Here is a 12,619-nt window from a genome sequence, read left to right as displayed (position 1 = left end):
GCCAACCACCACAGAGGAAAGAGCGATGAACCCAAATACCCAAAGCAGCGGTACCGCGAAGCCTACCACACCCGCAATGCCCCACACCCCGCGCCTGCTGGCCATCGGCGTCGTCGGCGCCGCCTTGGTCGACCACCAGGTGCACCGTACCGACGTCAGCCGGGCTCGCCTCGAAGGCGCGGCCGACATGGCCAAACGTCTTGGCGTGCTCGATGGCGCAGAAGCCCAGCTCGTCGCCACCCTGATCGCCCGCTACGACGCTGGCCAACCACACAACCTTTCCGCACCAGGAGCCCACGCATGACCACTTCGAACAACATCAAGCGCTTCAAGGTGAAGGACACCTGGAAGGACTTCGAGGTAACCCTGGAGGTCGACCTCGATCGGCTCACCGTCGAGCTGGCCCAACAGATCAACAGCTTCTGGACCGGTGCAGAGGATCGGCTGGATCAGGAAAGCGGGGACGTAGTCCGCACCGTGATCCGCCTGGCCGGCCTCGAAGTGATGTGCGAGATCCTCGAGGACGGCGGTGCTGACTTCGGTGATGCGGATACCTGGTACTGCAAGAAGACCTCCAACGTTCTCCAGGACAGCGAAGGCTGGGGCGGCATGATCGAGGGCGACGACTTCGGCCGTTGCGGCATTCGCGTCGTCGGTGCCGAGATCGCACAGCCCGGATTCGAGGATTTGGCCATGTCAGAGGAGAGCGCGTGAGCACGCATCGTTCCGACAACCTGGTCATTACCGTGCGCCTGAGCAGTGGCAGCTTCATCGCTCGTGCACGAGGCGAGAAGACCACGGCCAGCAGCACTATCAGCGCAGAAGAGGCCGCCCGCGCCCTGGCCAAGAAGCTCGGTTTCGAGCTGCCCCAACCGGATCTGTTCGCGGCAAGCCGGACCAGCACCGATCAATTTGTGCAATACACCGCCCAGCGCAGTAACTGAAGGAAGCAAAAAATGACGAACAACGTTCAGTGGCTGGTTCTGCCAACCAAAGCGAATAAGGACATGGAACAAGCCGGCGCCGACGCCGCCCGTGAGTACATGGAGCGCACGGGTGGAAACAACCTCTATGCAATTTACGAAGCGATGGTGCTTGCAGCACCTCAGCCACCCCGGATCGCAGATGTGGTGTCCAGCGAAATGCCAGAACCTGTCGACGACTCCGAGCTGCCCGTTGTCGGTGATGACATCTACAACGCTTGGGACATGGCACAGCAGTACAACGGCTGTCTGCAGGAGTGCCTGGTGGTGGTCAAGAGGCTGGAGGTAGAGCGCAAGCTGCATCTGCAGGAGCTCCAGATCCTGCGAGAAGGCGTTGACGCTTACGAGAGCATCATTGCTGATCTCACTGCAGCCCGCGACGCCCGACCTGCTGGCTCTCACAATGCTGTCGCCTGGATCGTTGGCACCGCAATCTGGTGGAGCCAGGCCGAGGCTGAGCGAGACGCGGAGCTGACGGGCCAAGCAGTAGTGCCGCTGGTCCCCTGCAGCGCGCCGGCGTAACAACCCTAGAAAGTCTGATCACAACTTCTGATAACGACCCCGCCGGCATTGAACAACAATGTCGGCGGGTGCTTTTGCGAGACGCATCATGGCGCATGGAACTACCGACGTTCTCAGCTTCGAGGACCTGCAGCGCATCACCGGCTACCAGCGCCGATCGGACGTAGAGCGAACCCTGGTCCAGCAGGGCATTCGCATGTTCCGCGGCAGAACCGGGCCCTGGACTACCATTGATTTGATCAACCGTGCCGCCGGCATCGCCCCCGGCCACTCGGAGCGATACGACGCTGACATCCTATGAGAAAGGCCCGCAAGCGGAAGCATAACCCGCACATTCCCAGCCACATCGACCAAGCCGCGCTCCCCGCGGCTATTTACTTTGACCATCGTGGGTTCGGGATCTGGTACACCTCGCACCGCGACGAGAACGGCAAGCAACGCCGGCACAATGTCGCTCCGGCCGACGCAACGCTGGCAGAGTTGCACCGCATCATGGACGAAGTCAGTAATCCTGACCGGGACACCCTGCGCTTCCTGTGCAAGCAGTTCCACGACAGCCCCAAGTTCAAGAAGCTCGCTCCAAGTACCCAGGCCGACTACAACTACTGCCGCGACGTACTCGTCGGCCAGGAAACCAGGATGGGCAAGCCGCTGGGCGAGCTCGCGGTGCGAGGATTCTCCCCTGCCCTGATCCAGCGGCTGGTCGACAAGATCGCCGACGAGGGCACGCCGTCGAAAGCGGCTCACGTGCTGCGCTACTTGCGGCGGCTCCTGCAGTGGGGCAGGAACCGCGGCATCGGCAACCTGACCGAAAACCCTGCCCAGGGCGTAGAGGCGCCAGCCGAACGCAAGCAGCGCCGACTGCCTGCAGCTGACTTGATGGAAACCTTGATTGGCCGAGCCAAGGTAATGGGGCGCTTGCCGCGCAACATACCGGGTGCTTGCCCTGCCTACCTCAGCATCGTGATGGAGCTGGCCTACCTCTGCCGGCTGCGCGGTATCGAGGTTGTGACCCTCACTGACGCGAACGAACTGGACGAGGGCGTCCAGACCAACCGCCGTAAAGGAAGCCGAGACAACATCGTGCGTTGGACTCCACGCTTGCGAGCGGTGTGGAACGAAGCGAAGCAGCTGCGCGCGAGCATATGGATGCAGCGCAACTTCCCTGCCCACCTTCACCCCTCCCGCCGTCCTCTCATTGTGAACAGCCACGGCTCTGCCCTGGGCAAGTCAGGCCTCGACACCGCGTGGCAGCGCTTCATGGCCAAGGCGATCGAGGTCGGGGTGATTCTCGAAGAGCAGCGGTATGGCCTGCATGACCTAAAGCGGCGGGGTATCACCGATACCCACGGAACACGCGCCGACAAGCAGCAAGCCAGCGGCCACCGCAACGAGGCAATGCTCGACATCTACGATCTAGGCCTCCCCCTGGTAAACCCGTCCAACACACCAAAATCCTCCCCTCCCCATGCGTAACAAGTGCGTGCAGCCCCCCGAAAAGTCTAGGTTTCCGGGTGTGCGTGCGTAACAAGGATGCAACCTAAGTCCTTGATTTCACTGTTGAGCGCAGGTGCCTTGTAATCAGTAGGTCCCGGGTTCGATTCCTGGTGCCGGCACCACATTAGGCTCCATTGCATTCCACCGAATGCTCTGGAAGCCCCGAAAACCCGCCTTTTGGCGGGTTTTTTCGTTCCAGGACCCTCTGTCGGGATCCAACAAAATCCCCCTTCCCCGAGGGTATGTTAGGGGTACTGCGATTTCCCGGTCAGGAGCGCGTACCCCTATGCCACGTCTAGCGATCCCCCTCAGCGACCTGCAATGCCGCACGGCAAAAACCCGCGAACGCGCCTACAAACTGTTCGACGGCGGCGGCATGTACCTTTTCGTCAAACCCAATGGCGTGAAGACCTGGCGCTTGAAGTACACCAAGCCCAGCGGCAAGGAAGGGACGCTCATCATCGGCAATTACCCCATCGTTACCCTTTCCGTCGCACGGCGTAAGCGAGACGAAGCCAAGGCGTTGCTGCTCGACAACCTCGACCCAATGGAAGAAAAGAAGAAGGCCAAGATCGTAGCCCAGCGGGCGGCACTGCTTTTCGAAACCGTTGCTCTGGAGTGGCACGCCGACATGTCTCGTCGCTGGACAGAAGGACACGCAAAAACCGTGATGAGCCGACTGCGCACCCACGTCTTCCCGCTGATCGGCCAACGACCCATCGCCGAACTTGATACCCACGACCTGCTAGAAATCACCCAGCGCATCAAGGAGCGCGGCACCATGGATGTGGCGTTAAGGGTACAGAACTACTTATCCACCATCATGCGCGGAGCCAAAAGGGCTCGGCAGATCACCATGAATCCTGCACTGGATCTGGCAGGCTCGATTCACGCGCCGCGCACAGTCCATCGCCCGGCCCTCTCCCTCAACCGCCTACCCGAACTGCTACACCGTATCGACAACTACAACGGCCGCGAGCTAACGCGCCTTGCTGTGCTGCTGACTCTGCATGTATTCGTCCGCTCCAGCGAACTGCGCTTCGCTCGATGGAGTGAGTTCGACCTTCAACGCGCCATGTGGGAAATCCCCGATACGCGCGCACCGATTGAAGGAGTACGCAACTCCACACGTGGGACCAAGATGAACGGCGACATTCAAATGGTTCCGCTATCGCCGCAGGTCATCGAAATACTGGAGCGCCTGCGCAGCCTGAGTCGCTTTTCCGAGTTGGTGCTACCGGGCGACCACAAGTACTGGAAGCCCATGTCCGAGAACACGGTGAACACCATGCTCCGCAACGTCGGCTATGACACCAGCAAGGACGTGTGCGGCCACGGCTTCAGGACCATGGCCTGTAGCGCCCTGCTGGAGTCCGGGTTATGGACCGACGCAGCCATCGAACGGCAAATGAGTCACAAGGAACGCAACCGCGTGCGCGCCGCGTATATCCACAAAGCTGAATTTCTGGAGCAGCGCCGGCTGATCATGGCGTGGTGGAGCAACTACATCGATGCCAACCGCAGCGGACATGTAACGCCTCACGAATTCGCTCATCCCGTCGGCGATAACATTACCGCCCTACAAAATAGCCCTGGCGCATCCAAACGCGGGTAAGCCAATGAGATCACCGCAGTCCGCCCTTCCACGCGGGTCCATCCAAGCGGGGCTGCAAAGCCGCCCTGCTTGGATGGACCTCATTTAAAAAAGCTAAAGCCCACGCAAACTGTCTGTGGAAAACCACAGATTTCCACCGGTGGATAATTTCATCCACAGCCGTAGAATTCCCGAAAATTCGAGCCTTGACCCAAATTATCCACAGGCGTAGAAAAGATCGGGCAAAGCGCTGTCGTTGACAGCAACCCAGGTAGCCAGAGCCTTTGAGGCTACGCCACACCGTGGTGGTTCTCCCAAAGTGCGATTAGCGTCCGGCGGCTCGCACGGTCACTCACCGAGTGATGGATGCCAACTTCAGATCATTGCCATTGCGCAAATACATCCCCCTACCCAGCTGCCCTGCAGCAACCTATCCGCTTGGCCATTTCACTGCGCCAACCTGCGCCCGTCTCTTTCTCCCGGAAAGAGACGGGCGCTCCTACCGCTGCTGCAGCCCAACTCGTACAAGGCTTTGCGGCATTCCCCTTTGTGACAATCGGCGTGACAAACACCGAAAAGTCACCAGCAACAGCGATGCAGATGATGGTGCCGCAGCCCACGGAATGGACTGCACCTGACTGACAGTCAGGCATGCCCCGGTCATCGCTTCACTGCCTTCACCCGACTCAGGATCTCGCGGCACTGGTCTCGTCAGCCAGCGCAACCTCCACCCGCCCACTTCTTCGGAAGTGCTCAGGAGGTCAGATCATGAGATGCCCAAGCTCCCGGCCGTAAAGAGCCGCCAGTCCCGCGTCAGTGGACAACCCTCACAGGCCGCAGGGGCCTTGATCCCTGATAACACTCAACATCCTAGGCGGGATGACGTGGGGAAGGTTTCAAAGGTTTTGGCTTTGAGAGGTTTGATCATGGCATTGGTAGGTAGACGGGATGGGCGCAATTTTGGCTATGGCCGGCAATTGAGCTATGCGGGGCCGCAAGCGCTGAAAGATCTGTTTGGCGGTGGGCATTACGGGACGGTCAAAGCGCACAGTGATCGCTGGCAGGCGTTTGTTCGGTGGTGTCGGTCGGAGGATGGACCAGGATTTAACGATGCGCGGCAGATTGATCGGCAGACCTTGTTGGACTATGCCGAACATTTGCGTCAGCAAGTTGAGAACGGGGACCTTACCATCGCAACCGCACAAAACCGGTTGTCCAGTGTGAATCGGACCATGGCCGCGCTTCGCGGTGATCAGTATATGAAAGTGCCGAGCCCGAGCAAGGCGTTGGGCATGCAGCGCACCACCGTCCGAATATCAACACCGCAAGGCCAGGATCTTGAACAGGTTAAGGGGGTCGTCAACGCACTGTGCGAAGACCAACTACTCCGTGCCGCAGCCATTGTGCAATTGGCCCGAGCCACCGGTATGCGCTTGCGCGAGGCGATTTTGGCCGACCTTCCCCGTCTAAAACGTGAAGCCAAACAATTTGGCAAGATCAACATCCAGGACGGCACCAAAGGTGGCCGTTCAGGCGCATCAGCACCTCGTTGGATTACGGTAAATGATCATATTCGTGACGCACTGAGGTTTGCCGGACAGGTCTCGCCCGACGGTAGCCGCAACCTGCTTGCACCGAACGAACGCTACCTCGATTTCTTGCAGGGAATCGTCCGCCCCGCACGGGACATCCTCCATCAGCACAACCTCAAAGGCTTCCACGAATTGCGGGCAGCCTACGCGTGCGAACGCTATGAGCAAATCACTCGACATCTTGCGCCCATCTACGGCGGCAACTGCTACCAGCTCGACCGACGCCTTGATCAGGAGGCCCGACTGCAAATCAGCTATGAGCTGGGGCACGGCCGTATCAGCGTGGTATCGGCTTACATCGGTGGCCGAGCATGAGCAAGCCATTCCATATGGAGCTGTTCTTGGCGGGCATCCTGACCGGGTCACATACCACACGCCAGCGCCACCTTCGTCAGGCGAAGACTATCCAAACAGTTATCGCTGAACGCTGGCAACGCGACAATCCATGGACTTGCAGAGAAAACATCTTGCGTGGTTTTTGAATCACCACTTAAACCAGCACACTGAATCGACGCGCTATTACTATTTGCTGACCCTGCAATTGCTCACTCATCGCCTAGGAAAACTCTGGCAATTCAACCGCTAAGCGGAACCACGCTGAGAGCCGGCTATCCGGTCCAAGCATCACCTGATGTGCTTGAAAGAGAGTCAAACCGGCGGCATCGAGCGAGCCAAATGATGACATTCTGGGGATCTAGGGGGGAGGCGTAGGGGACTGGAGGGGGAGAAATGTTTGCAATTTGCTTAGCGCTTGCTTAACATTGATCTCGACTACGCAGACAGCAGAAAATTTGTCGGCGGAGCTGCGGAGGCCTGGCTAGCCAGGGTCATATGAAGGGAAATCGCAGGCATATGGGTTGTTCTGCTTCAGTGCAGGAGACTTGCCTTCGAGGCCGTCCTTCCTCGTAGTCACTTAATGTTTCGGATCTTGGCCTCGGTTGCGTGATACGCAGTAACCGGGGCCAAGTACCTTATAGCCCCGTCCTCGCATACTTTTACGACCGCCAAGGCGTAATAGCTGCCGTTGCCTACGCTGACCTTTCTGCCGGTGTTAAAGAGAATACCCTGAGCATGCTTGGGCTTGTTCAAGCCTATCTGGCTGTAAGCGCAGTACGCGTTCACCAGGATCTGCAAAGCTTCTTCTGGGGTGCAGTGGTCTTTGCTCTCGCGAGAATCCAATGGATGAGCGATGGCTTGAAGGTCAATCAAAATGCCCCTCCGGTTTGGCTCCGACCAGCCCTTTTCACGGCAAATACGCTTTATCCGGTCAAACTGCTTGGGAGTCAGCAAGTAGGTGAATTCAGGCGCATGCTGCACCTGGCTCAATTCGACACCTGCCTCGCGCATGCTGATGACGACGCTCATCAACTCACGGAAGGCATGTGCCAGGCTTTCATCACCCAGTTGTGTGGCGGTTTTTTTCATCGTCGTACTTCCTTTGGGTTCGACGACTGAATCGTCCACCGCTGTCCTCTTATTTGACCAATTCCAAAGTGGCTGGCTTTTTACGTGTAGCACGGCCGTCACCAGTAGCTTTTTGCTTCTCGCGCGCGTCCACGATGGCTTTAGCGTACGGGGTAGCGGCCTCGATGATCCCATCGAAGGAATAGCGATTCGCGAGGTTACCGCCCAACTTCGACTTTCGGGCGTGTCGAGTGATGAATTTCATTTCCTCAAGCTCGGCGATTGACCGCTGGATTGTCCGGGCCGTTACCCCAATTTTCTTAGCAAGGGTCTCTTTGGTCGGATAAGGATCATTGCCCGCCTGCCACCAGTAGCCGGCCAGATGCAGAATAATCACGATATGCAGGTGTTTCAGCCCCAGTTGTTGTGAGCAGTCGAAAAGCACATTGGGAATGGCTGTCCATCCCGCCGCTACCAAATCCTTTCCCCACCGTTTCTCGATTTCCTTGCTTTCTACCGGCGCCGGCTTTTTCGCCTTCACCGTTGTCGTTAACTTAGTCATCCCCTGATCCCCCTTAATTTACCGTTGGCTGGAGTATGGTGGCTCTAAACAGGGCTGGCAACGGTGGGGGGGGAGGCGCCTGTGTCAGCCCCTTAAGTTAAGTTTACTGTGTCTCGATTGGCTAAATGTGTTTCAAAGTTGGATGTGTTTAGCGATGAGTATGTTTTGGGAGTCGACAATGTCTCCTGGAGGGAGAAAGCTACGCCTCTAAGGAGGAAGACATCCACGCCTCCAGTGGGGGTCATAAAAGCCTCCCCTATCGTGAAAAAAAAACTGATTTTTCTGAGTTTTTTTTCAAAAGGCGTCTCATAGACGCGCTTTACGACTGACTCAAGCCCCATATTTCGCAATCATCGGCTTGTTTTTTCTGGTCGTAGGGGTCATTGGGTGCTCGCCTGGAACTGAATGTCCTATTCGTTAGCTGCGTAGTTGGCTTCCTCACGCCATTTGCTAATGGCATTTGGTTCGGAACTTCCACGGACAACGATCTGTTTTCCGCGAAAATCCGCATAAGCTAGGTATGAGCGTCCGTCCTTCACCACCCAGCCCTGAATCTGTTTGCCATCGATTTGGGCGTGAAACTGTTTTGCTGCGCTCATGACCAAGGCCTCCGTCGGTTTGGACCAATATGCCGTCACGACAGACTTCGGATCGAATCTGATCAGCAGGATTTATCTTGGCGCGGCGATAGTTCAACTCCTCGTTAGCTGGGCCTGTGCACAAAGGGTAAGAAGTGGACCAGAGACAAGCCTCCGGCAATGGAAAGGATCGCCAGCGGCCGGCCCAGAACACCGGCGCGAAATTTACTCAGCATCCCGCATTCCGGGTTCGATTCCACAGAAAGCCATAACTAGCTGATTTATTTATAGTTACTAGTTGGGGTACGCCAAATTTTCCACCAAATTCCAGACGCCCGGAAAACCTGGCCTCGCCGAAAGCAACCGTTCGTCTGGTGCCGGCACCATATAAGGTTTCAGAGAAGGCTTTTGACATCTCTGGGAACCCCGAAAAACCCGCCTTTTGGCGGGTTTTTTCGTTTTGGGGTTCCGTTGGAATTCGAGAGTGCGCACGATTTAAGGGGCAGTGTTTTGGGTTCAGCCGTCCATTGATCTCCGGCGAGAAATAAATCTGTCCCCTTTTTCCCCGGAGCGTTGCGCCGAAGACCTGGCTAGGGTCGGAAGGGGTGAACGTGCTGCAGGTGCTGTGTGATCTGCTGGACCTAGTCCAGGACATGAACACACAGATCGCAGCACACGTTCATGCATCGAGTCCACCACCGAATAACGCAGCGGCGTTCACGATCGAGGCGGCGAACACACAGCAGTTAGCAGCGCAATTGAAGTCGATTACTTTGCAGCGTTCATGAACATCAGGCGAAACCAGTTTGATAATGACATTTCTTAAATTTCTTACCGGACCCACATGGGCATAATTCATTTCTGCCTACGCCTCCGGGTAGTGAAGTCCGTTTTTCGGTAACGCTATTGAGTATGTTCTCATTTTTCATGACTCGTTGAGCTAATAGTCGCTCTTCGCCGGCGAGTGGAACGGAATTATCCACCACGAATATTGTTTCCGACCCCGGAGTTCCGCCCTTGGTTGCAGAACCAAACACTAAAATCTCTTTGGCCTTCTGATATTTGTATCGTGCGACCAGCGCGTAGAGCCCCATACACTCAAGCCTGGCCTCCCGATATTTTTCATAATCTTTATAATCCGTATCCCATGGAAAAAAAATAAAAACATATATCCTTCCAGGCTGCATTGTTGACGAGACAATACGAGCCGACCTAGCCATTTCGGGAACTGTGCCGTATTTCTGAAATAGCGCCTTGGCTAATACCGCACTGGAAACAACGTTTTCAGAGGCCAAAACCTGAATGGCATTTGCATGCGTGAGAAGAGGCAGATGTCCGCCTTCGCCAACCGTCGCATTCACGACGCAGTCCGAAAAACGAGCGACTAAACTATTCCAAATTTTTGCATACTTTCTAAGTTCATATCGCAAGCCATAAGGGATAGAGCCTTTGAACTCTCGCCATTGCCACTCAGGGATTATAAATTTCTCGTAACTGCCTCCCTCAATCGCTCCAAATCCATGCTTATCCTCATGCAATAAATAGTGCGCGAGTGTCTCCTCTTCACCATAGCTAACTACCAATCCTCCCCGCCGTACAGCCTGCTCTTTGGCTTCGAGATAATGGATAAAGTCAGAGGGCGTGCACAGCTCCTCAAGTAAAAGCTCAATACTTGACTCATCTAGGATATGCACGAAAGTCTGACTTGGGTCTACATCCCCTACAAAGAAAGGATGCTGTAATATCTCTTTCTCCGTCATAGCATAGCAAAATCCCAAGGAGCCACTACTACCGGGCTTGACACTATCAAAATATCTCTTTGCTTCTTTGGTAATACCCCGCGTAACTGCAACAAGATGAATCTTAAGATCCTTATTTGATATATCAAAAGGAAATTGATCCACGAGCTTGCTGTTGAGAAAAATTTGATCCGGTAAATTTCTGACAAACTTTTCCGCACCATGCAATTGCTTTGCTGATTCCTTTACTGCCGTTCTATACCACCGACTCCAAGCCAAAAGCGTTTCATTTTGAGATTGAAACTTAACCTGCCCTTTATCTGAAAACAAGATCAACGTATTGTCAAAGTATATAGTCAAGTCAGCCAACTCCTTTCCTTTACCAACGGACCGAAAGAGACTAGGATAACTCCAAAGGCTAAAGAAATTATTATTAGCAACCTTTGCTAAAATCCTCTCACTTTCATTTACACTTGGCTCTTTAACTATTGGCTTGAGCATAATTCTTCCTTGACTCAAATGTGGGCAGTGCAGCACTTCATACTATAATCAAATAAAACGCACAAGCTTCGTTAGCTGGTTATCACCATTCACAAATAACAAGGGCGCCATTTGGCGCCCTTGTTATTTAGTTACTGACTCAAGCCACTGATAGCTCTCGCAATGCGGCAGTAGCGAGAAAACCAGAACGGGAAGCGTAGCGATGATCTCTCTTCACCAGGTCATCAATCCGCTGCAGCAGATTCTCTGGAAGGGTAGCGTTGAAGCGAACAGCTTTGCCCAGGTAAGGTGTCACGTCGAAATCAACTACAGCCCACACCCCACCGGTATAGTCAGGATTACCCATATGGACATCTACTTCTTGAGGCTGGGGAAGCGGGTCACCATCAGCGACTAAGCCCTCAAAATGAAGAGCAAGCGCCTCCTGCGCGTTTTCTAAAGCCTCCGAGACAGTGGCGCCTGCCGAGAAACAGCCCGGCACATCGGGCACAGTCACCCCATAGTCCGAATCAGCGTCTTTGTGCAGCACTACTGGAAATTTCATTTTCTGAACCTCTAACGATTGGTGGACTGGGTAGCACAGTCCGGGTAACACAAGGGGCCGAGCACTTGAGAGGTGTTGCCGGCCTCACCTGAGGCCGGCTTGTTTCAGGATATTTTGAAGCGTTCCTACAGCGATCTCTGACTTAGGGTGTGGAACAGTTACCCGGCCAGCCTTCGTTGGATGCTTGAACTGGTGGTGGCTACCTTTCACTGCCACCTCGTACCAACCATCCGCCTTAATCAATTCAATCACCTCTCTGCTTCGCATCCGGCCCTCCTTTCTGCCTAACGATGGTGTGTATGATACACACCGGAGAGCACATGAGCAACTATTTTATACACACGATACACACGCCTGAGCGAGAAGCTAGAAAACCTGCAGCGCGGAAAAAAAAGATCGAGAAAATCACTTATCCCCCTCCCGCCGACGCGCTCTGCGTCAGAAAAAAGTGCAAAGACCAGGTACGGTGCCACGGGCGCGCGGATCAGGCCCGCCGTGGGTGCAAGACAGGTGAGAGGCATTGCACGGTGTGCAAGGAATTGAAAAAGAGTGAAGGAAAGTGCGGTATAGAGCGTCCACATAGTGTCCACATCGAGCACGGATATGCGGCCCAAATATCCGTCAATATCCAATAAAAACAACGGATTGAGTGATTTTCACTGTGAACACTGGCTGCGAATTTGGACTTGTAATCAGTAGGTCCCGGGTTCGATGGTGCCGGCACCATATAAGGGTTCAGAGAAGGCTTTTGACATCTCTGGGACCTCCGAAAAACCCGCCTTTTGGCGGGTTTTTTCGTTTTGGGGTTCCGTTGGAATTCGAGAGTGCGCACGATTTAAGGGGCAGTGTTTGGGTTCAGCCGTCCATTGATCTCCGGCGAGAAATAAATCTGTCCCCTTTTTCTCATCGATCATGACTGCCCCCTTGTCTAAACTACAGCAGTCGACCCATTTAGTCGTTCCAAATGATGAAACACTGAATCGCCCCTAGTTTCGTAGACACCTCCAAGCCTCATAATGAGGCCCAAATAGGAGGAGCCATGAGTCGTCAGCGTTACCCCGAAGAATTCAAGATCGAAGCGGTCAAGCAAGTGACCGAGAAAG

15 protein-coding genes and 2 pseudogenes are annotated in these 12,619 nt (G+C 55.0%); 10 read left to right on the top strand and 7 right to left on the bottom strand.

Going from position 1 to position 12,619, the window contains the following annotated elements:
* Positions 1–25: 25 nt before the first annotated feature.
* The 9 genes and pseudogenes from CKW37_RS11105 to CKW37_RS11060 all read left to right on the top strand — a co-directional run bounded on the left by CKW37_RS11105 (position 26) and on the right by CKW37_RS11060 (position 6,774).
* The gene (locus CKW37_RS11105; RefSeq protein WP_143501982.1) at positions 26–304 is read left to right on the top strand and encodes a hypothetical protein; all 279 of its coding nucleotides are present in this window, start codon (positions 26–28) and stop codon (positions 302–304) included.
* Positions 301–714, top strand: a complete 414-nt coding sequence (locus tag CKW37_RS11100) for a DUF2528 family protein (RefSeq protein ID WP_256587728.1) — start codon at positions 301–303, stop codon at positions 712–714. The genes CKW37_RS11105 and CKW37_RS11100 overlap by 4 nt, the downstream gene beginning before the upstream one ends.
* On the top strand, positions 711–944 hold the full coding sequence (locus tag CKW37_RS11095; RefSeq protein WP_095155739.1) for a hypothetical protein: 234 nt from the start codon (positions 711–713) through the stop codon (positions 942–944). The genes CKW37_RS11100 and CKW37_RS11095 overlap by 4 nt, the downstream gene beginning before the upstream one ends.
* Before the next feature lie 12 nt (positions 945–956).
* Positions 957–1,505: a hypothetical protein gene (locus CKW37_RS11090; protein ID WP_095155738.1), complete on the top strand. Its 549-nt coding sequence runs from the start codon at positions 957–959 to the stop codon at positions 1,503–1,505.
* 88 nt (positions 1,506–1,593) lie between these two features.
* Entirely contained in the window at positions 1,594–1,806 is a 213-nt protein-coding gene (locus CKW37_RS11085) for a DUF4224 domain-containing protein (protein WP_095156094.1), read from the top strand.
* Positions 1,803–2,981, top strand: a complete 1,179-nt coding sequence (xerC, locus tag CKW37_RS11080) for a tyrosine recombinase XerC (protein WP_095155737.1) — start codon at positions 1,803–1,805, stop codon at positions 2,979–2,981. The genes CKW37_RS11085 and xerC overlap by 4 nt, the downstream gene beginning before the upstream one ends.
* A 307-nt stretch (positions 2,982–3,288) precedes the next feature.
* Positions 3,289–4,617 carry an integrase arm-type DNA-binding domain-containing protein gene (locus CKW37_RS11075; RefSeq protein WP_095155736.1) on the top strand — a complete coding sequence of 443 codons (1,329 nt, stop codon included), beginning with the start codon at positions 3,289–3,291 and terminating at the stop codon, positions 4,615–4,617.
* Between the two features lie 905 nt (positions 4,618–5,522).
* Positions 5,523–6,503, top strand: coding sequence for an integrase domain-containing protein (locus tag CKW37_RS11065; RefSeq protein ID WP_095156093.1), 981 nt, complete (start codon positions 5,523–5,525; stop codon positions 6,501–6,503).
* Positions 6,500–6,774, top strand: a pseudogene (locus CKW37_RS11060) (hypothetical protein). Before CKW37_RS11065 ends, CKW37_RS11060 begins: the two are co-directional and overlap by 4 nt.
* Before the next feature lie 323 nt (positions 6,775–7,097).
* Here CKW37_RS11060 and CKW37_RS11055 read toward each other — a convergent pair.
* The 3 genes from CKW37_RS11055 to CKW37_RS32405 form a co-directional block, all read right to left on the bottom strand.
* Positions 7,098–7,613 carry a hypothetical protein gene (locus tag CKW37_RS11055; protein ID WP_095155735.1) on the bottom strand — a complete coding sequence of 172 codons (516 nt, stop codon included), beginning with the start codon at positions 7,611–7,613 and terminating at the stop codon, positions 7,098–7,100.
* A gap of 49 nt (positions 7,614–7,662) precedes the next feature.
* A complete protein-coding gene (locus CKW37_RS11050; protein ID WP_095155734.1) occupies positions 7,663–8,154 on the bottom strand; it encodes a helix-turn-helix domain-containing protein in 492 nt (163 codons plus the stop codon).
* 410 nt (positions 8,155–8,564) lie between these two features.
* Positions 8,565–8,753, bottom strand: a complete 189-nt coding sequence (locus tag CKW37_RS32405; RefSeq protein WP_143501980.1) for a hypothetical protein — start codon at positions 8,751–8,753, stop codon at positions 8,565–8,567.
* Between the two features lie 545 nt (positions 8,754–9,298).
* Here CKW37_RS32405 and CKW37_RS33185 point away from each other — a divergent pair.
* Positions 9,299–9,520 (top strand): annotated as a pseudogene (locus tag CKW37_RS33185) (hypothetical protein); the annotation flags it as partial.
* 3 nt (positions 9,521–9,523) lie between these two features.
* Here the strand turns inward: CKW37_RS33185 and CKW37_RS11040 are convergent.
* From CKW37_RS11040 to CKW37_RS32400, 4 genes are all read right to left on the bottom strand, one after another.
* The gene (locus CKW37_RS11040) at positions 9,524–10,972 is read right to left on the bottom strand and encodes an SEC-C domain-containing protein (protein WP_095155733.1); all 1,449 of its coding nucleotides are present in this window, start codon (positions 10,970–10,972) and stop codon (positions 9,524–9,526) included.
* 139 nt (positions 10,973–11,111) lie between these two features.
* Entirely contained in the window at positions 11,112–11,516 is a 405-nt protein-coding gene (locus tag CKW37_RS11035; protein WP_095155732.1) for a type II toxin-antitoxin system HicB family antitoxin, read from the bottom strand.
* Positions 11,517–11,600: 84 nt separating this feature from the next.
* The gene (locus CKW37_RS11030) at positions 11,601–11,783 is read right to left on the bottom strand and encodes a type II toxin-antitoxin system HicA family toxin (protein WP_095155731.1); all 183 of its coding nucleotides are present in this window, start codon (positions 11,781–11,783) and stop codon (positions 11,601–11,603) included.
* Positions 11,784–12,208: 425 nt separating this feature from the next.
* The gene (locus CKW37_RS32400) at positions 12,209–12,430 is read right to left on the bottom strand and encodes a hypothetical protein (RefSeq protein ID WP_143501978.1); all 222 of its coding nucleotides are present in this window, start codon (positions 12,428–12,430) and stop codon (positions 12,209–12,211) included.
* Between the last annotated feature and the right edge of the window lie 189 nt (positions 12,431–12,619).

It is taken from the genome of Pseudomonas sp. Irchel 3E13 (genome assembly GCF_900187455.1).
Taxonomy (GTDB): Bacteria; Pseudomonadota; Gammaproteobacteria; order Pseudomonadales; family Pseudomonadaceae; genus Aquipseudomonas.
The sequence above is the reverse complement of the archived record's forward strand: the minus strand, read 5'-3'. Positions and strand labels throughout refer to the sequence as shown.

What these genes read in the sequence shown, in the direction of transcription:
- CKW37_RS11085 (WP_095156094.1), top strand. Translation starts at nt 1,594, where the DNA reads ATGGCGCATGGAACTACCGACGTTCTCAGCTTCGAGGACCTGCAGCGC.
- xerC (WP_095155737.1), top strand. Translation starts at nt 1,803, where the DNA reads ATGAGAAAGGCCCGCAAGCGGAAGCATAACCCGCACATTCCCAGCCAC.
- CKW37_RS11035 (WP_095155732.1), bottom strand. Translation starts at nt 11,516, where the DNA reads ATGAAATTTCCAGTAGTGCTGCACAAAGACGCTGATTCGGACTATGGG.
- CKW37_RS11100 (WP_256587728.1), top strand. Translation starts at nt 301, where the DNA reads ATGACCACTTCGAACAACATCAAGCGCTTCAAGGTGAAGGACACCTGG.
- CKW37_RS11105 (WP_143501982.1), top strand. Translation starts at nt 26, where the DNA reads ATGAACCCAAATACCCAAAGCAGCGGTACCGCGAAGCCTACCACACCC.
- CKW37_RS11090 (WP_095155738.1), top strand. Translation starts at nt 957, where the DNA reads ATGACGAACAACGTTCAGTGGCTGGTTCTGCCAACCAAAGCGAATAAG.
- CKW37_RS11030 (WP_095155731.1), bottom strand. Translation starts at nt 11,783, where the DNA reads ATGCGAAGCAGAGAGGTGATTGAATTGATTAAGGCGGATGGTTGGTAC.
- CKW37_RS11065 (WP_095156093.1), top strand. Translation starts at nt 5,523, where the DNA reads ATGGCATTGGTAGGTAGACGGGATGGGCGCAATTTTGGCTATGGCCGG.
- CKW37_RS11050 (WP_095155734.1), bottom strand. Translation starts at nt 8,154, where the DNA reads ATGACTAAGTTAACGACAACGGTGAAGGCGAAAAAGCCGGCGCCGGTA.
- CKW37_RS11055 (WP_095155735.1), bottom strand. Translation starts at nt 7,613, where the DNA reads ATGAAAAAAACCGCCACACAACTGGGTGATGAAAGCCTGGCACATGCC.
- CKW37_RS32400 (WP_143501978.1), bottom strand. Translation starts at nt 12,430, where the DNA reads ATGATCGATGAGAAAAAGGGGACAGATTTATTTCTCGCCGGAGATCAA.
- CKW37_RS32405 (WP_143501980.1), bottom strand. Translation starts at nt 8,753, where the DNA reads ATGAGCGCAGCAAAACAGTTTCACGCCCAAATCGATGGCAAACAGATT.
- CKW37_RS11040 (WP_095155733.1), bottom strand. Translation starts at nt 10,972, where the DNA reads ATGCTCAAGCCAATAGTTAAAGAGCCAAGTGTAAATGAAAGTGAGAGG.
- CKW37_RS11075 (WP_095155736.1), top strand. Translation starts at nt 3,289, where the DNA reads ATGCCACGTCTAGCGATCCCCCTCAGCGACCTGCAATGCCGCACGGCA.